The 19,652-nt window shown below is 74.7% G+C and carries 13 protein-coding genes and 1 tRNA gene; 12 read left to right on the top strand and 2 right to left on the bottom strand.

All coding sequences use genetic code 11. From position 1 onward, the window contains the following. Positions 1–179 precede the first annotated feature (179 nt). The 6 genes from mptB to JE024_RS16320 all read left to right on the top strand — a co-directional run bounded on the left by mptB (position 180) and on the right by JE024_RS16320 (position 6,261). The gene (gene mptB / locus JE024_RS16295) at positions 180–1,742 is read left to right on the top strand and encodes a polyprenol phosphomannose-dependent alpha 1,6 mannosyltransferase MptB (RefSeq protein WP_205376566.1); all 1,563 of its coding nucleotides are present in this window, start codon (positions 180–182) and stop codon (positions 1,740–1,742) included. Next, positions 1,739–3,007, top strand: coding sequence for a glycosyltransferase 87 family protein (locus tag JE024_RS16300; RefSeq protein ID WP_244882889.1), 1,269 nt, complete (start codon positions 1,739–1,741; stop codon positions 3,005–3,007). The genes mptB and JE024_RS16300 overlap by 4 nt, the downstream gene beginning before the upstream one ends. A gap of 20 nt (positions 3,008–3,027) precedes the next feature. Beyond that, positions 3,028–3,966 carry a metallophosphoesterase gene (locus tag JE024_RS16305; RefSeq protein ID WP_205374284.1) on the top strand — a complete coding sequence of 313 codons (939 nt, stop codon included), beginning with the start codon at positions 3,028–3,030 and terminating at the stop codon, positions 3,964–3,966. Between the two features lie 109 nt (positions 3,967–4,075). Next, positions 4,076–4,149: transfer RNA gene (locus tag JE024_RS16310), tRNA-Pro, on the top strand. A gap of 263 nt (positions 4,150–4,412) precedes the next feature. Further along, positions 4,413–5,381 (top strand): ATP-binding cassette domain-containing protein, encoded by a 969-nt coding sequence (locus JE024_RS16315; RefSeq protein ID WP_205374285.1) that lies wholly within the window; start codon positions 4,413–4,415, stop codon positions 5,379–5,381. 49 nt (positions 5,382–5,430) lie between these two features. Beyond that, entirely contained in the window at positions 5,431–6,261 is an 831-nt protein-coding gene (locus tag JE024_RS16320) for an ABC transporter permease (RefSeq protein WP_244882891.1), read from the top strand. Positions 6,262–6,491: 230 nt separating this feature from the next. Here the strand turns inward: JE024_RS16320 and JE024_RS16325 are convergent, their stop codons facing one another. Further along, complete coding sequence (locus JE024_RS16325) at positions 6,492–9,659, bottom strand: AfsR/SARP family transcriptional regulator (RefSeq protein ID WP_244882893.1); 3,168 nt, start codon at positions 9,657–9,659, stop codon at positions 6,492–6,494. A gap of 308 nt (positions 9,660–9,967) precedes the next feature. On the opposite strand from JE024_RS16325, the gene JE024_RS16330 reads away from it, so the two are divergent. The 4 genes from JE024_RS16330 (at position 9,968) to JE024_RS16345 (ending at position 14,979) form a co-directional block, all read left to right on the top strand. Beyond that, the gene (locus JE024_RS16330; RefSeq protein ID WP_244882894.1) at positions 9,968–11,275 is read left to right on the top strand and encodes a chloride channel protein; all 1,308 of its coding nucleotides are present in this window, start codon (positions 9,968–9,970) and stop codon (positions 11,273–11,275) included. Positions 11,276–11,533: 258 nt separating this feature from the next. After that, positions 11,534–11,929, top strand: coding sequence for a TOBE domain-containing protein (locus JE024_RS16335; protein ID WP_205374286.1), 396 nt, complete (start codon positions 11,534–11,536; stop codon positions 11,927–11,929). Between the two features lie 90 nt (positions 11,930–12,019). Then, positions 12,020–14,026 (top strand): ABC transporter permease, encoded by a 2,007-nt coding sequence (locus tag JE024_RS16340; protein ID WP_205374287.1) that lies wholly within the window; start codon positions 12,020–12,022, stop codon positions 14,024–14,026. Positions 14,027–14,403: 377 nt separating this feature from the next. Then, positions 14,404–14,979 carry a TerD family protein gene (locus tag JE024_RS16345; RefSeq protein WP_205374288.1) on the top strand — a complete coding sequence of 192 codons (576 nt, stop codon included), beginning with the start codon at positions 14,404–14,406 and terminating at the stop codon, positions 14,977–14,979. 208 nt (positions 14,980–15,187) lie between these two features. On the opposite strand, the gene JE024_RS16350 is transcribed toward JE024_RS16345, so the two are convergent. Further along, on the bottom strand, positions 15,188–16,240 hold the full coding sequence (locus JE024_RS16350) for a PucR family transcriptional regulator (RefSeq protein ID WP_205374289.1): 1,053 nt from the start codon (positions 16,238–16,240) through the stop codon (positions 15,188–15,190). Positions 16,241–16,502: 262 nt separating this feature from the next. Here JE024_RS16350 and JE024_RS16355 point away from each other — a divergent pair, with 262 nt between their 5' ends. Further along, complete coding sequence (locus tag JE024_RS16355; protein ID WP_205374290.1) at positions 16,503–17,147, top strand: hypothetical protein; 645 nt, start codon at positions 16,503–16,505, stop codon at positions 17,145–17,147. Positions 17,148–17,379: 232 nt separating this feature from the next. Then, the gene (locus JE024_RS16360) at positions 17,380–19,461 is read left to right on the top strand and encodes an SPFH domain-containing protein (RefSeq protein ID WP_205374291.1); all 2,082 of its coding nucleotides are present in this window, start codon (positions 17,380–17,382) and stop codon (positions 19,459–19,461) included. The last annotated feature ends 191 nt before the right edge of the window (positions 19,462–19,652 follow it).

Genomic DNA, 19,652 nt, shown 5'->3' on the forward strand with positions numbered 1-19,652 from the left:
CCGCGGCGGGCGTGCGGGGTGCGTAAGGGCGCGGCCATACGACGGCCGTGCCCCGGCGGCCGGGGCGTCGTCCCACCGACACCACCCGTTGACAGCCTGCCTGCGTGCCGTTCCCCCGCCCGTCCGTCCTCGCCGCCCTCGCCGCGCTTGCCGTCCCGCCGGGCCCGCCCCGGCCCGACGTGCGCCGCTGCCGGCAGACCGGGCTGGCCGGTTCGGTGGCGCTCGCCGCCGGCGGGGTCAGCGCGGGGGCACTGCCGACCGGGCGGATGCTCGCCCCGGACTCGGGGACGGCGGCGTTCGGGCTGGCGGCGGCCTACTTCGGGCTGGTGCTGCTGACGGCGGGCTGGGCGCTGCTCGGCCGCGCCGTACGGGGGCCGAGCCCGCCGGGGCCGCGCGAGCTCCTCGCGACGCTGGTGCTGTGGGCGGCACCGCTGCTGGTAGCACCGCCGCTGTTCAGCAGGGACGTCTACAGCTATCTCGCCCAGGGCGCGATGGTCGACGCGCATCTGGACGTGTACAGCCACGGGCCCTCCCGCCTCGGCGGCCCGCTCCTCACCGAGGTCGCGCCGCTGTGGCGGGACACCCCGGCCCCCTACGGCCCGGTCTTCCTCGCCCTGGCGTCGGCGGTCACCGGCGACGGCGCCCGTGCCGTGTCCGTGGCGGACATCGCCGGCGGGGCGCTCGGCATGCGGTGCGTCGCCCTGTGCGGGGTCGCCCTCATGACGTACTGCCTGCTCCGCCTCGCGCGGCACTGCGGAACCGACCCGTCCGCCGCGCTCTGGCTCGGCGCGCTCAACCCGCTGGTGCTGCTGCACCTGGTCGGCGGCGCGCACAACGACGCCGTGATGCTCGGCCTGCTGGGCGCGGGGCTCCTCGCCTCGCTCGGCGGCGGACACCTCACCGGCACCGTGCTGATCACCCTGGCCGCGCTGGTGAAGGCGCCCGCGGCTCTGGGCCTGCTCGCGGTCGTCGTGCTGTGGGCACGCCGCACACCCCGCCCGGGGGCGAAGGAAGCGGGCAGCCTGCGGGCGGGAAGTACGGAGGGTCGGGCGGCAGCGCTCCGGGCGCGGGGAACGGACGGCCCGGTAGCAACGCTCCGGGCGCCGGGAACGGACAGCCCGGTAGCAACGCTCCGGGCGCGCGCCCCGCGTACGGTCGCGGCCGTCGCCGTGACGGCGGCGGCCGCGGCGACCACCGCCGTCACGACCGCCGCGGTCGGGACCGGATACGGCTGGCTGCGCTCCCTGGACACCCCGGCCTCCCCCGGCAACTGGGCCCTCACCTCGTCCCTCGGCCGGATCAGCACCACCCTGCTGGCCGCCGCCGGCGACGGACCGGCTGCGCTGGCCCGGCACGCCGTGCCCGTCTGGCACCTGCTCGGGATCGCGGCCACCGCCGTCGCCGTCGTCCTCGCCTGGCGCCGTCACCACCGGCTGCGCCCCGTCCACGCCGTCGGGCTCAGCCTGCTCGCCGTGGCGCTGCTCGGTCCCGCGATACGGCCCTGGTACGTGCTGTGGGGACTGTTCCTGATCGCCGCGACGGGGCCCGGGCGGCGGCTGCGCCGGTGTGCCGCCGTCGCCAGCGCCGTCCTCGCCCTCACCGTGCCGCCGAGCGGATTCGCCCCCGGCGGAGCGCAGTTGGCGCTCGCCTGCGGCGGCGGGCTGCTCGCGGCGGCGGCCGTGTGGCGTGCGCACCGGCCATCGCGTCCGTCGGCGGACCTGCCCCTGGGGAGCACCGCGTGACACCACCGGAGACCGGGCGGCGTGCCGTGCGGTGGCCCGTGACGACGCACGGGCGGCTGGCGCTGGTCACCGCCCTGGCCGGCACGGTGCTGCTGTTCCTGGCGACCGTCCCGCTGCACCGCGGCTGGTTCGACCTCGGCGTCTACCACGGGGCCGTCCGCCACTGGACGGACGGCGGCGCGCTCTACGACTACCTGGCGCCGGGCTCCCGGTACGGCTTCACCTATCCGCCGTTCGCCGCGCTGTGCATGCTGCCCCTCGCGGTGACCGCCTGGCCCGCTGCCGTCGCGATCACCCTGCTGCTCAACGCGGCCGCGGCGGTCCTGATCGTGCGCTGGACGGCCGGCCCGGTGATCCGCGCGCGGGGGTGGACGCCCTGGTACGCCCTCGCCGTCGCCGTGTGCGGGTACGCCCTGCTGGAGCCGGTCCGCGACACGGTCAGCTTCGGGCAGGTCAACCTGCTGCTGCTCGCCCTGGTCCTGGCGGACACCCGGCTGCTCGCCCGCGGGGGCAGGGCGGCCCGCTGGGCGGGCGCCGGGATCGGCGTGGCCGCCGCGATCAAGCTGACCCCCGCCGTCTTCATCGGCTGGCTGCTCCTCACCGGCAGGCGGCGGGCCGCGGGGAACGCCGTGGCCGTCGCCCTGGGCGCCACCGCGCTCGCGGCCTGGGCCGCGCCGGGCGCCTCACGCACCTTCTGGACCGACGCCCTGTGGCACACCGACCGGGTCGGCTCGCTCGCCTACGTCTCCAACCAGTCCTGGCAGGGGGTGGTGGCCCGGCTGGCCGAGCCGTACGAGCCGGACCGGGCGGTGTGGGCCCTGGGCGTGGTGGTGCTGCTGACCGTGTGGGCCGTCCGGGTGCGCCGCGCGCACGCCGTCGGCGACCACGCCGCGTCGCTGGCCCTCACCGGCGTCCTCGCCTGTCTCGTCAGCCCCGTCACCTGGGTCCACCACCTGGTCTGGCTGACGCCGGCCCTCGCCGTGCTCGCGGGAGCGGCGCTGCGGACGCCGGGCGGGGCCGGGCGACGCGGGCCGGCGGTGTGGGCCGTCGCGGTGCCGGTGCTGCTGAGCAGCAGTCTCGTCTGGCTGTGGAGCGGGGACGCGTCCGGGGCGGACGGATTCCTCGGCGGCAATCTCTACGTCTGGATCTCGCTCGGCCTGCTGTGGGCGCTGCCCCTGAGGCCCTCCGGGCGGCCGGTGGGCGGGGCCCGTGACGCGGCCGGTGCCGGTCCGCCGTCCGCCCGCCCCCGGCTCCCCGCCCGGTGAGTGTCTGCGACCATGGGCGCATGCGCGCACGCTACGGGACGCCCTTGAAAGTCACCGCGGGAATCGCGGCGGTCGGCGCGGCCGGCCTCGCCTACGCCGCCGGATTCGAAGCCCGCTCCTTCCGGCTCCGCCGGGTCACGGTGCCGGTCCTGCCGCGCGGCATGCGCCCGCTGCGGGTGCTCCAGGTCTCCGACATCCACATGGTGTGCGGGCAGCGCAAGAAGCGCGCCTGGCTCCAGTCCCTGGCAGGGCTGCGTCCGGACTTCGTCGTCAACACCGGCGACAACCTCTCCGACCCGCAGGCGGTCCCCGAGGTGCTGGACGCCCTCGGCCCGCTGATGGAGTACCCGGGCGTCTACGTCTTCGGCTCCAACGACTACTACGGCCCCACGCTCCGCAACCCGGCCCGCTACCTGCTGGAGAAGGCCCAGGGGCGGCACGGCCTCAACGGCAACGCTCCCGCCGTCGGCGTCGTCCACAACCCGTGGGAGGACCTGCGGGACGGTTTCGACGCGGCCGGCTGGCTCGACCTGACCAACACCCGGGGCCGGCTCAAGCTGGAGGGCTGCGAGCTCGCCTTCACCGGCCTCGACGACCCGCACATCAAGCGCGACCGCTACGAGCTGGTGGCCGGCGGCCCGGAGCAGGACGCCGACGTGTCCGTGGCCGTGGTGCACGCCCCCTACCTGCGCAGCCTGGACGCCTTCACCTCCGACGGCTACCCGCTCGTCCTCGCGGGCCACACCCACGGCGGGCAGGTGTGCATCCCCTTCTACGGCGCCCTGGTCACCAACTGCGACCTGGACACCGACCGCGTGAAGGGGCTCTCCACCCACCGCAGCGAGGGCAACACCGCCTACCTCCACGTCTCGGCGGGCTGCGGCGCGAGCCGCTACACCCCCGTCCGCTTCGCCTGCCCCCCGGAGGCGACCCTGCTGACCCTGACCGCCGAGGACTGACTCCTTCCGCGGCCCTCCCGGCCCCGCCCGCGGGCGCCGCGAAACCGGATTTCGTCTCACGGCGCGGGTGGGCTAGAGTTATCGACGTCGCCGGGACAGTGGGCGACATCGGGGTGTAGCGCAGCTTGGCAGCGCGCTTCGTTCGGGACGAAGAGGTCGTGGGTTCAAATCCCGCCACCCCGACAGCCGAAGTACCAGTTCAGGGGTCTGATCCGCGCAAGCGGGTCGGGCCCCTGAGTGGTTTCCGGGGTGCTGTGGTCGTTTGCGCGGTGCTTCGGGGTGCGGGAGGCCCGGGGCGCTCCCCCGGCCGGCGGGGAGCCAGGGCGCTGACAGCGGCTGACAGCGGTGGGCGGAGGCTGTCAGGCGGTCGGCCGGGGGCTGTCAGCCGGGCCCGGCATCGTCGGGGTCGTCGAGAACGAGGACGACCTGACGAGGAGTTGCCGAACATGACATACGCGATCCGGGCCGAAGGACTGGTCAAGAGGTACGGCGACTTCACCGCCCTGGACGGAGTCGACCTGGAGGTCCCGGCCGGCAAGGTCGTCGGGGTGCTGGGGCCCAACGGCGCGGGCAAGACCACCACCGTGCGCATCCTGGCCACGCTCATGCGACCCGACGGCGGACACGCCACCGTCGGCGGGCACGACATCGTCAAGGACCCGGTCAGGGTCCGGCAGCTCATCGGGCTGACGGGGCAGTACGCCTCCGTGGACGAGACCCTGTCCGGCGCGGAGAACCTGGTGCTCATCGCCCGGCTGCTCGGACTGTCCCGGCGGGACGCGCGGGCACGGTCGGCCGAGCTGCTGGAGCAGTTCTCCCTGACCGAGGCGGCGCGCAAGCCGATCGCCACCTTCTCGGGAGGTATGCGGCGGCGGCTGGACCTGGCCGCGTCCCTGGTGGGCCGGCCGAGCGTGCTGTACCTGGACGAGCCGACCACCGGACTGGACCCGCACGCCCGGCAGGAGGTCTGGGACGTCGTGCGGCGACTGGTCGCCGACGGCTCCACGGTCCTGCTCACCACCCAGTACCTGGAGGAGGCCGACCAGCTCGCCGACTCCATCACCGTGTTCGACAAGGGCCGCAAGGTCGCCGAGGGCCGGCCCGGTGAGCTGAAGCGCCGTGTCGGCGGACAGATCCTCCAGGTCAGGCCCACCGTGGCCACCGATGTGCCGCAGGTCGCCCGGATCCTTGCCGAGCTGACCGGGCACTCCCCCGCCCAGGACTCCGGTGTCCTCACCGTGCCGGCCGACGAGCCCCTCGTCGTCGCGGCGGTCGCCCGCCGGCTGGACGGCGCCGGTATCACCGCCGACGAACTCGGTCTGCGGCTGCCCAGCCTGGACGAGGTCTTCCTCGCCCTGACGGGACACGCGCCCGCGCCCGCCCCGGCCGCCGACGACCAGCCCGTCGCCGTCTGAGCCCCCTCCCCTTCGCCACCGCGCAGCCGTACCCCGAGAGGACCCCGTCATGAGCACCCAGACCCTGAGCACCCGCACCCTGAGCGCGAGCGCCCCGCTGTCCGGCCGTATCGGCCTCGCGCAGACCGCCCGCCACAGCCTCGCCCTCGCCGGCCGCGGCGTCACCAAGTTCATGAAGTCGCCGATCCAGCTGGTCGACGTGATCCTGACCCCGATCATCAGCCTGCTGATGTTCGTCTACCTCTTCGGGGAGGCCATGTCCGGCGGTGACACCGACCGGTATCTGCGGCTGGTCACCCCAGGGGTGATGGTGATGGCCGTCTTCCAGGCCAGCGTGGGCATCGGCGCCTCGCTCTGCGCGGACGCCAGCACCGGTATCTTCGACCGCTTCCGCAGCATGCCGATCGCCCGCTCCAGCCCTCTGATCGGGGCCGTCCTCGCCGACATCGTGCGCTACGTCGTCTGCCTGGCCACCCTGGTCGTCCTCGCCCTCGTCATGGGCTACCGGGTGGAGACCGGGCCGGTCGCCTCGATCGCCGCACTCGCGCTGCTCGTGGGCTTCGCGCTCAGCTTCTCCTGGATCTCGGTGTACCTCGGCATGCTGATCAAGAACCCGACCTCCGTGCAGGGGCTGATGACCATCCTGATCCTGCCGCTCACCTTCGCCAGCAATGTGTTCGTGCCCCGGGACGACATGGCGGGCTGGCTCCAGGCCTGGTCCGACGTCAACCCCGTCTCCCTGGTGGCCGACGCCGTCCGCGGTCTGCTCAACGGCGGCCCGGTCGCCGGCTCGCTGGCCGGCACCTTCGCCTGGATGGCCGGCGTGATCGTGGTCTTCTTCCCGCTGGCGATGCGCGCCTACCGCAGGAACGCCGGATGACGCTCGCGTCACCGGCACGGCCGGGCGGGACCGCACCTGGGTGCGGTCCCGCCCGGCCGTTCGCGTGAGCGCGTTCCGTCGGACGTGAGCGTGTCCGGCAGGGCGGGAGCGTGTGCGGTCGGGTGGGAGGGCGTCGGTCGGGCGTGAGCGTGTGCGGTCGGGTGGGAGGGCGTCGGTCGGGCGGGAGCGTGTGCGGTCGGGGGGTGTGTCCGGTCGGACGGGGCGTGCCGTCAGATCCGCCGGGGCGCCCGCAGGCTCTCCGTCTCCAGCCGGCGCAGCGCGTCCTCGCGGGAGCAGGCGGCCCCCTCCGCGTAGGCCCGTTCGAAGCCCTCCTCGCCCAGCGCGGCCTCCAGGCGGACGATCAGCTCGCGCCACTCGGGCTCGCCCCGGTCGAAGGCGCCGCGCATCACCTGGCTCATGCCGAGCGATCGGGCGCCTTCCTCGGGCGCGCCCTCCAAGGTGCGCAGTCCGCCCAGCAGTTCGGCGACCCAGGCGAGCGCGGCGCCCGCGCCCTGGCCGAACAGCGAGCCGGCGGCCTGGGGCAGCAGGGCCCTGGCCCGCTCCGCGTCGCCCTCGGCGAGACGGTTCTCGATCCGGGTGCTGACGATCAGGTCGCGGGCCGTCTCCGCGAGGGAGGGGCGCCGGGCGCTCAGTGCTTCGAGCCGGTCGAGCGTGGCGTCGGACTGTGCCAGGTCACCGGCCCTGCGGTGCACATTGGCCAGGCCCACCAGGATGTTGGCCTCCAGGCGCAACTGGCCCCGCTCGCGGGCCTGGCGGTGCGCGGCGTGCAGATCGCGGAAGGCGCCCGCCAGGTCGCCGCTGCGCCGGCGTTCGCGGGCCAGCCTGACCTTGCTGAGGTAGAGGTAGTCCTCGGTGCCGAGTTCGGAGCTGAGGGCCACGATCCGTTCGAAGGTCGCGATGGCCCGGGGGTACTCGCCGCGCAGGGAGTGGTCGCGGCCGACCGGGAGCAGGCTCATCACCAGGCCCCAGCGGTCGCCGACCTCCTCGAAGCCGCGCAGCGCCTCCAGCCGGGAGTCCGCGCCGGTGACCAGGTCGCCCTGTTCGGTGAGGGCGAAGTCCCTGGCCAGGTGGGCGCCGGCCCGCACCCACGGGTCGGGCGAGTGCAGCGGGTCGGTGTCCCCGTCGTCCGGGGCTCCCGCGGGGAAGGAGACCCGGGACATCCGCAGGAGCAGCGCCGCCGGGTGGAACTCGCGCGCCGTCGCGGACTCGCCCTCGGACGGGGGCCGTTCGCCGGCCGTGGGCCGGTGGGCGTCCGCGGCCGGTCCCGGATCCGGCGCCCCGGCCGCCTGGGCCAGGTAGGTGTCGAGCCGGGCGCTCATCCCCCTGATCCCCCAGTACCAGAACATCGCCCTGTCGAAGCGTGCCGCCAGCTCCCCGGCGCCGGCCTCGTCGGCGTCGGCGGCGGCCGCGACCGAACGGAGCGCGAAGACGAGGTTGTCGTGTTCGGCGTCGAAGACCGCCGTCGCACGGAGCTGTTCACGGGTGCGCAGCCGGGGTTCGTGTTCCTCCGCGAGGGCCAGGAACCAGGCGGCGTAGCGCCGGACGACGGCCTCCGCGGACTCTGCCTCGGCGAGCCGCCTGGCCGCGTAGGCGCGTACGGTCTCCAGCATCCGGTAGCGCGGTCCGCCCGCCTCCTCGGCGAGGGTGACCAGCGACTTCTCGACCAGGGCGTCCAGGAGGTACGGGATGTCGTCGGCCGGGAGCGACGGGTCCGCGCAGACCGCCTCCAGCGCGGGAAGGGTCGCGCCGCCCGGGAAGACCGACAGTCTGCGCGCGAGGACGCGCTCCGGTTCGTCGAGCAGGTCCCAGCTCCACTCCACGAGGGCGAGCAGGGTGCGCTGGCGGGGCAGGGCGGTGCGGCTGCCCGAGGCGAGGAGGCGGAAGCGGTCGTCGAGCCGGCTCTCGATCTGCTGGACGCTCATCGAGCGGAGCTTCGCCGCGGCCAGTTCGAGGGCGAGCGGGATGCCGTCGAGCCGCCGGCAGATCTCGACCACGGCGTCGAGGGTGGAGTCGTCGAGGGTGAAGCCGGGCCGTACTCCGGCGGCGCGTTCGACGAAGAGGCGGACGGCGGGCGACTGCGCGGCTTCGGCGGGCTCCGGCGATCCCGTCGGCACGCCGAGCGGACCGAGGTGGCACAGCGACTCGCCGGTGATGGCGAGGGCCTCACGGCTGGTGGCGAGTATCCGCAGCTCCGGGAGGCGGTCGAGCAGTGCGGCGGTGAGCTCCGCCGCGGCCTCGACGAGGTGTTCGCAGTTGTCGAGCAGAAGGAGGGCGTCGCCGCTTCCGACGAGGGCGGCCATGCGCTCGACCGGGGTGGCCCGCTGGCCCTGGCCGGCGTCGTAGAGGCGTCCGTCGGTGGAGCTGAGGGCGCCGAGCACGGCGTCGGCCAGCCGGTCGGGCGCGCTGACACCGGCGAGCGGTACGAACCAGACCCGGCCGCGGCCGTGGGCGGGGTCACGGGTGGCCGCCTCGAGGGAGAGCCGGGTCTTCCCCGCGCCGCCCGGACCGACGACGGTGACCAGGCGGGCGCGCGTCAGATGCCCCGCGAGCTGCCGCAGCTCCTCGTCCCGGCCGACGAAGCTGGTCAGCCGGGCGGGGAGACGGCTCGGGGCGGCCTCGGACCGCTCGGCGGCCGTGCGCAGTTCGCCCCGGAGCAGGGACAGATGGGTCTCCCGCAGTTCGGCGGAGGGGTCGACGCCCAGCTCGTCCCCGAGCCGCTCGCGTACCGCCTCGTACACCGCCAACGCGTCGGACTGCCGCCCCGCCGCGGACAGGGCCCGCATCCGCAGCCCGGCGACGCGTTCGCTCAACGGCCGCTGCGCACCCGCCGCTTCGAGGTCGGCCAGTACCTCTCCGTGCCGTCCGAGCCGCAGTTCGGCGTCGAAGCGGTCCTCGGACACCGCGGTGCGCAGGTCGTCGAGGCGGGTGGCGGCGGGGCCGGCGAACGGGGCGTCGAGGACGTCGGCCAGTGCCGCTCCGCGCCACAGCCCGGACGCCGCCGTGAGCAGCGCCGCTGCCTCGCCGGCCCGTCCGGCCGCGAGTTCGCGCCTGCCCCGGCCGGCCAGGTCCTCGAAGCGGTGCACGTCCACGTCCTCGGGCCGCACCGGGAGGCGGTAGCCGCCGGACGCGGACTCCACCGCCGCGTGCCCGCGCAGCGCCCTGCGCAGCCGCGAGACCAGCGCCTGGAGGGCGTTGGCCGCGTCGGCGGGCGGCTCCCCGCCCCACAGCCCGTCCACGAGCGTGCCGGCGGACACCGTCCTGCCCTCCTCCAGGGCGAGCCGGGCGAGCAGCATCCGCAGCCGGACGCCTCCCACCTCGACCGGCGCCCCGTCCTCGGCGCGCACCCCGACCGGTCCGAGCAACTCCACACGCACCACGACGGCCCCCGTTCCGGACCGTTCGGCCCCCTGCGATCACGATCACGCCTCCGGCGCCGGGTCAGCATCACGCACCCCGGCGCCCCGGGTAAAGGGATTCCGGAACCGGCCGCCGGTGGCGCGCTTCATGACCTCCCGGGCGACACGAAGGCACGGGCGTCCGTTTTGCCGGGTTCCTGAGTGCATCGTGTACGGGGGCAGCCATCCCTGCCCGCAACGGCGAACGACTGGAGGGCGAGCGTGGCCACGTCGAACGCTCGGACATCACCCGGCCCCGCGCGGCGGCTCTCTGGCGCGACGGGGCGGGCGTGACGTCGCCGCCCGAGGCGTCCGCGCTGCGCCGGACCCTGTTCAGCCGCGGCTACGCGCGGCTGCTGCTGCTGTCGGTGCTGCTCGGGGTGCCCGTCTCCCTCGCCTGCTTCTTCTTCGTCGGCTTCCAGCACGAGATGCAGCACTGGGTGTGGGAGACGCTGCCCGAGGCGGCCGGCTACGACCGGGCCCCGTGGTGGTGGCCGCTGCCCGCGCTGACCCTGGCCGGACTGATCGCGGCGCCGATCATCACCCGGACACCGGGAGCGGGCGGGCACATCCCGGCGCACGGCCTCGGCGGGCCGCCGATCGGACCGAAGCAGCTGCCGGGGGTGGCGCTGTGCGCCCTCGCCACGCTTCCGCTCGGTGTCGTCCTGGGGCCCGAGGCACCGCTGATGGCCGTGGGCAGCGCGCTGGCCCTGCTCTCGGTGCGGATCATGAAGGCCACGCCCGATCCGAAGGCGAGCCTGGTGATCGCCACGGCCGGGTCGACGGCCGCCATCTCGACCATCCTCGGCGGACCGATCGTCGCCTCGATCATGGTGATCGAGGCGGCGGGTCTCGCCGGCGCGCAGCTCGTCGCGCTGCTGCTGCCCTGTCTGCTCGCCAGCGCGACCGGGGCGCTGGTCTTCACCGGCTTCGGCGACTGGACCGGACTGACGATCGGCGCGCTCAGCCTGCCGACCGTGCCCCCGAACGTCAGCCCCGACGCCGGTGACTTCCTGTGGGGCGTGCCCGCCGCCGCGCTGATCGGCGTCGTCCTGACCGCCGGGCGCGGCCTGGGCCTGCGGGTGCTGGAGTGGACGGGCCGGCGGACCGCGGTGCGCACGGTGATCTGCGCCCTCGCGGTCGGCGGGTGCATCGCCGCGTACGCCCTGATCACCGGGCGTTCCCCCGCGGAGGCGGCGCTCTCCGGTCAGGCCACGCTCGGCACGCTCGCCGAGGACCCTCACGCCTGGCCGGTGTCCGCGCTGATCGCCCTGATCGTGTGCAAGGGCGTGGCCTGGGGCATCTGTCTCGGCAGTCTCCGCGGCGGCCCGATCTTCCCCTCCGTGCTGCTGGGCGCGGCGGTCGGCATCGCGTGCGCGGGGCTGCCCGGGCTCGGTGTGACGCCCGGCCTGGCGCTCGGTGTCGCTGCCGCCACCGCCGCGGTGACGGGGCTGCCGCTGACGGCCGCGGTGCTGGCGGTCCTGCTGCTCGGCCCGGACGCGCACGAGCAGATGCCGCTGATCGTCGTCGCCTCGGTGACCGCCTATCTGACGGGGCAGTTCATGACGCGGCGGAGCGCGCCGGCGAAGGAGGGGTGAGGCGGGAGGCTCCGGAGGGCTCCGAAGCCCTCCGGAGGTCTCTCCGGGCCGGGGCGGGCTGGGTTTCTCCGGGGCGGGAGGTTTCTCCGGGCCGGGGCGGGCTGGGTTTCTCCAGGCCGGGCCGGGAGGTCCCTCCGGACGGGGAGCGGAGGTTTCTCCGGGGACGGGCCGGAGGTTTCTCCGGGCCGAGGCGGTCGGCGGTGGAGCTTCACCCGAAAAGCTTGCAGATGAGAACCCGTGCGACCTATGTTGACGCACATGCAGTCCTACACCATCGGCCAGGCGGCGCGTCTGCTCGGCGTCAGCCCGGACACCGCACGCCGCTGGGCCGATGCCGGACGGGTCGCCACCCATCGCGACGAAGGCGGACGCCGGCTGATCGACGGCCGTGACCTGGCGGCGTTCTCGATCGAGGTCGGGCAGTCCGGCGCCGTCGAGGAGGACGCGCCGTACACCACGGCGCGCAACGCGTTCCCCGGCATCGTCACCGCCGTGAAGCTGGGCGACGTGGCGGCCCAGGTCGAGATCCAGGCCGGGCCCCACCGGCTGGTCTCCCTGCTGACCAGGGAAGCCGTGGAGGAGCTCGGTCTGGAGGTGGGGATGCAGGCGACCGCCCGGGTGAAGTCCACCAACGTGCACATCGACCGGACCTGACGGCGGCCCCCTCGGGGCGACGTGCCGGCCCGGCCCGTTCCGGACCGGGGACCGACCGGCAGCCGTTCCCCTCCCAGCCCAGGGACCGTGATGAAGCTCCCCCGCACAGCCCGGCCCGCCCCCGGTGGGCGGCCGCGGGCGCGGACACCGATCGTCCTCGCGGTCCCCGCGCTGCTCGCCGTCGTCCTGCTGCTGCTCCCCCTCGCCGGTGTGCTCGTCCGGACCGAATGGGGTGAGCTGGGCGCCCATCTGACCGACCCGGCGACCACCGAGGCGCTGCGCCTCTCGCTGGTGGTGTCCTTCTGGGCGCTCGGGCTGTCGCTGCTGCTCGGGGTGCCGCTGGCGTGGCTGCTGGCCCGGGTGCCGTTCCCCGGCAAGGCGTTCGTGCGTTCGCTGGTCCTGCTTCCGATGGTGCTCCCGCCGACGGTCGGCGGGGTGGCGCTCCTGCTGGCGTTCGGCCGGCGGGGGCTGCTCGGGCCGTGGCTGGAGGACACCTTCGGCGTCACACTGCCGTTCCACACCTCGGGGGCGGTGCTGGCGGCCACGTTCGTCGCCATGCCGTTCCTGGTCATCAGCCTGGAGGGCGCGCTCGGCGGACTGCGGCCGCGCTACGAGGAGACCGCCGCCTCGCTGGGGGCTTCCCCGGTGCGGGTGTTCTTCACGGTGACGCTGCCCATGGTGGCGCCGGGGCTGCTCGCGGGGGCCGCGCTGACCTGGGCGCGGGCGCTGGGCGAGTTCGGTGCGACGATCACCTTCGCAGGCAACCTGCCGGGGACGACGCAGACGCTCCCGCTCCAGGTCTACCTGCTGCTCCAGGAGCGGCCGGAGGCGGCGACCTCCGTGTCGCTGCTCCTGCTGGTGATCGCCATGGCCGTGCTGGTCGCCCTGCGCGGCCGCTGGACGGGTACGCCCCGGGACCGGGCGGCCGGCCGGACGCCGCCGGCGGACACCGACGCGGGGCCGGCGGAGGCCGGCGGCGCCGGTCCGGGCGGTCCGGTCGTGGACGCCGGGAGCGCAGAGGGCTCCCGGGGCATCGATGAAGGCGCGGCGCCGCAGGACGGCGGTTGGGGACTGCGGGCCGGGCTCACGGGCTTCAACGAGCTGACCCTGGAGGCCGCGCCGGGCACCACCATCGCCGTCGTCGGCCCCAACGGAGCCGGGAAGACGACCCTGCTGCGCGCCCTGCTCGGACTGACCCGGCGCTCCCACGCGGTGCTGCGCCTCGGAGACGAGGACGTGTCCGCGCTGCCCCCGCACCGGCGGGGCGTGGCCTGGGTGCCGCAGGACGGAGCGCTGTTCCCGCATCTGACGGCACTGGCCAACACCGCCTACGGGCTGCGGGCGCACGGGGTGCCGCGGGCCGAGGCCCGCCGCAGCGCCCGGCGGTGGCTGGACCGGCTCGGCGTCGGGCACCTCGCCGGCCGCAGACCGGCGCAGCTCTCCGGCGGGCAGGCCGGCCGGGTGGCCCTCGCCCGCGCGCTGGCGGCCCGCCCCCGGCTGCTCCTGCTCGACGAACCGCTCGCCGCCCTCGACCAGACCACCCGGGCACGGGTGCGCCATGAACTGCGCACCCATCTGGCCACCTTCGGCGGGGTCTGCCTGATCGTGACCCACGATCCGGTGGAGGCCGTCTCGCTGGCGGACCGGGTGCTGGTGCTCGACGAGGGCCGGGCCCTGCAGGACGCGCCTCCCGCGGAGGTCACCCGGCACCCCCGCTCGCCCTGGGTGGCGCGCATGCTGGGGCGCAACGCGTGGGCCGGCACCGCGAACGCGCACGGGCTCGACCTCGCGGGCGGCGGCACCCTGGTGGCCGCGGAGCCGCCGCCGGCCGGGGTGTCCGCGCTCGCGATCATCGCGCCGGAGGCGGTCTCCCTGCACCGGGAGCGGCCCGGCGGCAGCCCGCGCAACGTCTGGCCGGGGGTCGTCCGCGAGGTGACCGCGTCCGGCAGCAGGCTGCGGGTGCTCGTCGGCTCGGAGCAGGTGCCGGACCTGGTCGCCGAGATCACGCCCGAGGCGGCGGCGGAACTGGGCCTGGCCGACGGCGTCGCGGTGTGGACGGGCGTCAAGGCGACCGAGGTGACGACCGTGGCCCTGTGACCGGGGTGCGCTGGGAGCGCGCGGCGGGGCGGAGTGGCTCGCGGGGCGGGCCCGGGGACGTGCCGCGCGGCGGGGGTGAGGTGGCTCGGGGCGGGCCCGGGGACGTGCCGCGCGGCGGGGGTGAGGTGGCTCGGGGCGGGCCCGGGGACGTGCCGCGCGGCCGGGTTGGCGAGTGCGGCCCCGGTGGGGGCGGGCGGCCCCGCGGCAGACGCGCGGGAGCGGGCCCTCGCGGGGCGGCGGCCGACTGCGGGGCGTATCCGGCCATCGGGCGGAATTCTCCGTCGGCGGGGAACCCCGCCGGGAGGCCGCTCGTTGGCTCGGATGGGCAAAGAAAACGTCAAGAGGCGCGGCCCGCGCCGGATTGCGCAGGGATATCCATGGGTGTCAGCCTTTCCAAGGGCGGCAATGTCTCGCTCACCAAGGAGGCCCCGGGCCTGACCGCGGTCGTCGTGGGTCTCGGCTGGGACGTACGGACCACGACCGGCACGGACTTCGACCTCGACGCCAGCGCGCTGCTCGTCGACGCCAACGGCAAGGTCCTGAGCGACCAGCACTTCGTCTTCTTCAACAACCTCAAGAGCCCCGACGCCTCCGTCGAGCACACCGGCGACAACCTCACCGGTGAGGGCGAGGGCGACGACGAGCAGATCAAGGTCAACCTCGCCGGCGTGGCCCCCGAGGTCGACAAGATCGTCTTCCCGGTCTCGATCCACGAGGGCGAGAGCCGCAGCCAGTCCTTCGGCCAGGTGCGCAACGCGTTCATCCGCGTCGTCAACCAGGCCGACAACAACGAGCTGGCCCGCTACGACCTCAGCGAGGACGCCTCGACCGAGACCGCCATGGTCTTCGGCGAGCTCTACCGCAACGGCGCCGAGTGGAAGTTCCGTGCCGTCGGCCAGGGTTACGCCTCCGGCCTGCGCGGCATCGCGCAGGACTTCGGCGTCAACATCTGACCGGAACCCACTGCGCGGTCGCTCCGGCCGGTGCGGCGCTCCCCTCCACGAGGGCGTCCGCACCGGCCGGTCACCGCACCCGCGACGGCCGGGCTCCACGTGCACGCCTGCCGGCCCCCGGGCACCAGCTTTCCCCGCCCGGGCGCGAGTTCTCCCTGGCCGGTCACGGCTCTTCACCGGCCGGGCACGGCCCGCCCGCGCCTGCCGGTCACAACTCCGTCGCCGGCCAGTCCAGGAGCCGCGCCCCGATGGCGGCCGTCTGCAGCGTGAAGCGGTGCTGCGGATTCGTCGGATCGGCGCCGGTCAGCCGGTAGATGCGGTCGAGGCGGTACGTCAGCGCGCGCACGCTCAGGTTGAGCCGTCGCGCCGCCTGGGCCGACACGCACCCCGAGTCGAAGTAGGCGTGCAGCGTCTCCAGCAGGGGCTCCGCCCCGCCTCTCGCCTCCCGCAGCGGCCCGAGAGCGTTGCGCACCAGGTCCGCCATGGCCTCGCGGTCCCGCGCCAGCACGGGGTAGACGAGCAGATCGGCGGCGAGGAGCACGGGCTCGTCCAGGCCGATGCGCTTGGCCAGGTCGAGCGCGTTCAGCGCCTCCTCGTAGGAGCGGACCACGCCGCCCGGGCCCGAGTGCGGCCGTCCGATGGCGGCCTGCCCGCCGGTCGCCGCGTACGCCTGCTTGGCGAAGTAGCGCACGACGTCCTCCTGGTCGCCGGGCACCACGCAGATCATCCGGTCGTCCTTGGTCGTCAGCAGGATCCGCCGGTCGCCGAAGCGGGCGAAGAGCGCCGCCTCGACCGTCCTGGTGACGGGATGGGTGTCGTCGTACGGTTCCACGCCCTCGGCGACGCCGACCGCGTGGGCGTGCGCGAGCCGCAGCCCGAACCGCTCGGCCCGCTGGACGATGCGCACCGGATCGGAACGCCCGTGCAGCAGATCGTCGATGAACTCCCGCCGCGCGGCCTCCTCCTTGCGCACGGCCAGCCGCTGCGCCCGCTCGTACCCCTCCGCGAACGCGTCCACGGCCTGCTCCACGGCGGCCAGCACCCGGTCCGGCGCGGTGGTGACCGGCCAGGCGACCCGAGTGGCCGTCAGATGGTGGATGACCAGCGACCGCAGGCCGTGGCCGGATGACGCCGCCTGTTCGCCGAGCGCGCGGCGGCCGTCCACCTCGTCGCGTGTGAGCCGTCTGCCGGTCCTGCCGACCTCGGCCAGGATCTCCGCGAAGCCCTCGAGATACGTCTGCGGTGTCTCCCTCGTCGCCATCGTGCTCCCCCCTGCGACCGCCGATGCCGGGCCGCCCCACGGCGTCCTGCCAGGGGCGGCACGGCCCGCCGGGCAGGCCGGCACGCGCGGGAGGCGGTGCGCCTCCGGGGCGTGCCGAGTCGGCCGACCCGGCATCAAGAACGCGTTAAGACTGCCGGATTCCGGCAATGCGATCAAGTCGCCCGCACTGTCACCATAGGAGGGCACCGGAGCGAGGGGACGCTCCGCTGCGATGAATCGGCAATGACGGAACGGGGGATCCATGAGGGAGTTCCTGTCGGCCGTGGTCGTCTTTCCGACCGCGTTGTTCAGCGCGGCTCTGGTGGTGGTCGTCGCCTTCTGGCTGCTGGTGCTCTTCGGCGCCGCCGACCACGACATGTTCGACGCCGATGCCGAGGCCGCGGGCGCCGGCGGCACGGGGCTCGGCGGGGTACCGATCACCGTGGCCGTGTCGCTGCTGGTGACGCTCGCGTGGTTCACCTGCCTCGCCGGTTCGCTGCCGCTGCGCGGCAGCGGTCTCACCGGGGTGCCCTACGCGGCCGCGGCCTGCGGGGTGCTGCTCGCGGCGGTGTTCATCGCCTGGACGGTCACCGTGCGGCTGGTCCGCGTGCTGGCCAAGCTCTTCCCCGACGAACCGGGGCCGTCCCGGCAGGACTTCGTCGGTCAGACGTGCACCATCCGCACCGGTCGGGTGGACGGGCGCTTCGGCCAGGCCGAGGTCACGGCCCGGGACGGCTCCACCGCCGTCGTCCAGGTACGGCAGGCAGCCCACGAGGACCATTCCGCACTCGCCCTCGGCGCCACGGGACTTCTGTACGCGTACGACGAGGACGGCGAGTTCTTCTGGGTGGCGCCGTTCTCGCCGTTCGGCGAACTCCCCGGCATCGGCAGTCCCGCCGCCGCCTGAGCACGGCGGTCCCACCGCCAGCGTCACGACGGACGGGCCGCAGCCCGTCACCGGCGGGCGCCCGCGGCCGGCACTCCCGGCGACCGCGGCCCGTCACCACACACCGGCCCCCCTTCCGCAGCCCACCGCCGCGGCCCGCGCGGGCACGGCCGCCCCCTCTCACCGGGGCGGCCGGAGCCCTCGCTCCGCCGCGCCCCGCTCCACCTCTCGCACGAGGATTCCGAGGACTTTCATGGACGCCATCACCATGGGCATCGGCGTGCTCATCGCCGTCGTACTGCTCGTCATCGTCTGCCTGCTGCTCGTCGTCACCCGGCTGTTCCGCAAGGTCGAACAGGGCAAGGCCCTGATCGTCTCCAAGATGCGCAAGGTCGACGTCACCTTCACCGGGCAGGTCGTCCTGCCCGTGCTGCACAAGGCCGAGATCATGGACATCTCGGTGAAGACCATCGACATCACCCGCACCGGGCGCGACGGGCTCATCTGCCGCGACAACATCCGGGCCGACATCCGCATCTCGTTCTTCGTGCGCGTCAACAAGACGGTGGAGGACGTCATCAAGGTCGCCCAGGCCATCGGCACGGCACGGGCCAGCGACAAGGAGACGCTGCAGGAGCTGTTCAACGCCAAGTTCTCCGAGGCGCTGAAGACGGTCGGCAAGCAGATGGACTTCACCGATCTCTACACCAAGCGCGACGAGCTGCGGGACCGGATCATCCAGCTCATCGGCACCGACCTCAACGGCTACAGCCTGGAGGACGCGGCGATCGACTACCTGGAGCAGACGCCGCTCGCGCAGCTCGACCCCTCCAACGTCCTGGACGCCCAGGGCATCCGGAAGATCACCGAGCTGACGGCCGTGGAGCACGTGCGCACCAACGAGTTCCAGCGCACGGAGGAGAAGGAGATCACCCGGCAGAACGTCGACGCCCGTGAGGCGATCCTGGAGCTGGAGCGCCGGCAGGCCGACGCCGAGATCAAGCAGCGCCGGGAGATCGACACCGTGCGGGCGCGCGAGGAGGCCGAGACCGCCCGGGTGATGGAGGAGGAGCGGCTGCGCGCGCAGAGCGCCTTCCTGCGCACCGAGGAGCAGTTGGGCGTGCAGCGCGAGAACCAGGCGCGTGAGGTGGCCGTCGCGGAGAAGAACCGCGAGCGGGTCATCGCCATCGAGAACGAGCGCATCGAGAAGGACCGGATGCTGGAGGTCATCGCCCGGGAGCGGGAGACGGCGCTGACCAGGATCGCCGCGGACAAGGAGGTCGAGGCGGAGCGCCGGGAGATCGCCGAGGTCGTCCGGGAGCGGGTCGCGGTGGACCGCACCGTCGCCGAGCAGGAGGAGTCCATCAAGCGGCTGCGCGCGGTGGAGGAGGCCGAGCGCGAGCGGCAGGCCGTCGTCATCGCGGCCGAGGCCGAGGCGCAGGAGAAGCTGGTCAAGGACATCAAGGCGGCGGAGGCCGCCGAGCAGGCGGCCGTCCACCGGGCGGCCGAGGAGGTCACCCTGGCCGAGGCCCGGGTGAAGGCCGCCGATCTCGACGCGCGGGCCAAGCTGCGGCTGGCGGAAGGCATCCAGGCGGAGGCCGCCGCCGAGGGGCTCGCCGCCGCGCAGGTGCGCGAGAGGGAGGCCGACGTCATCGAGAAGGCCGGCCGCGCGGAGGCAGAGGCGGCCCAGGCACGGCTGCTCGCCGAGGCGGAGGGCGTGCGCGCCAAGGGCGCGGCGAACGCCGCGGCGATCGGCGAGAAGCTGCGCGCGGAGGCGGCCGGGCTCACGGAGAAGGCGGCGGCGATGGCCGCGCTGGACGAGGCGTCCCGGGGGCACGAGGAGTACCGGCTGCGGCTGGAGGCGGAGAAGGACATCCGGCTCGCCGGGCTCGACGTCCAGCGCCAGGTCGCCGAGGCGCAGGCGACCGTGCTGGCGACAGGGCTGGAGAACGCGGACATCAACATCGTCGGCGGCGAGTCCGTCTTCCTCGACCGGCTGGTGTCGGCGGTGTCGCTGGGCAAGGGCGTGGACTCCTTCGTCGAGAACTCCCGGACCGCGCAGACGCTCGCCAAGCCGTGGCTGGACGGTTCGGCCCGGTTCACCGACGACCTGACCAGCATCCTCGGCTCGGTGTCGACGGGCGACGTGCAGAATCTGACCGTCTCGGCGCTGCTGATGCGGCTGATGCGGTCGGGCGGCGCGGGCGACGGGGACGTGAGCCGGCTGCTGCGGGAGGTCGAGCGTCTGGGCCTCTCCGACATGTCGCTCGCCGCGCTGTCCGGGAACGCCGCGGGTGTCGAGCACGCCCCCTTGAACGGCACGCCGTCCGCCTGACGGCGCGCCCCGCGCCCCGCCCGGTGCCGCCCCACGGGGGTGGGCGGCACCGGGCGGGTGCCTTCGCGACACCCCCGCTCCGCCGGAGCGGCTCTCCCGGGCGGAGCGGCGCCCGCCCCTCGGCCACCGGCCCGGAGCAGCACCCGCCGGATCCGCCACCGGACCGGAGCGGCACCCACCGGACCCGCCGA

Origin of the sequence: Streptomyces zhihengii (assembly GCF_016919245.1) — a bacterium.
GTDB classification, from domain to species: Bacteria; Actinomycetota; Actinomycetes; order Streptomycetales; family Streptomycetaceae; genus Streptomyces; species Streptomyces zhihengii.

Bases quoted from the DNA above. Each gene is read 5' to 3' on its own strand.
- JE024_RS16315 (WP_205374285.1), top strand. From the start codon at position 4,413: ATGACATACGCGATCCGGGCCGAAGGACTGGTCAAGAGGTACGGCGAC.
- JE024_RS16340 (WP_205374287.1), top strand. From the start codon at position 12,020: ATGAAGCTCCCCCGCACAGCCCGGCCCGCCCCCGGTGGGCGGCCGCGG.
- JE024_RS16345 (WP_205374288.1), top strand. From the start codon at position 14,404: ATGGGTGTCAGCCTTTCCAAGGGCGGCAATGTCTCGCTCACCAAGGAG.
- JE024_RS16350 (WP_205374289.1), bottom strand. From the start codon at position 16,240: ATGGCGACGAGGGAGACACCGCAGACGTATCTCGAGGGCTTCGCGGAG.
- JE024_RS16335 (WP_205374286.1), top strand. From the start codon at position 11,534: ATGCAGTCCTACACCATCGGCCAGGCGGCGCGTCTGCTCGGCGTCAGC.
- JE024_RS16360 (WP_205374291.1), top strand. From the start codon at position 17,380: ATGGACGCCATCACCATGGGCATCGGCGTGCTCATCGCCGTCGTACTG.
- JE024_RS16355 (WP_205374290.1), top strand. From the start codon at position 16,503: ATGAGGGAGTTCCTGTCGGCCGTGGTCGTCTTTCCGACCGCGTTGTTC.
- JE024_RS16320 (WP_244882891.1), top strand. From the start codon at position 5,431: ATGAGCACCCAGACCCTGAGCACCCGCACCCTGAGCGCGAGCGCCCCG.
- JE024_RS16305 (WP_205374284.1), top strand. From the start codon at position 3,028: ATGCGCGCACGCTACGGGACGCCCTTGAAAGTCACCGCGGGAATCGCG.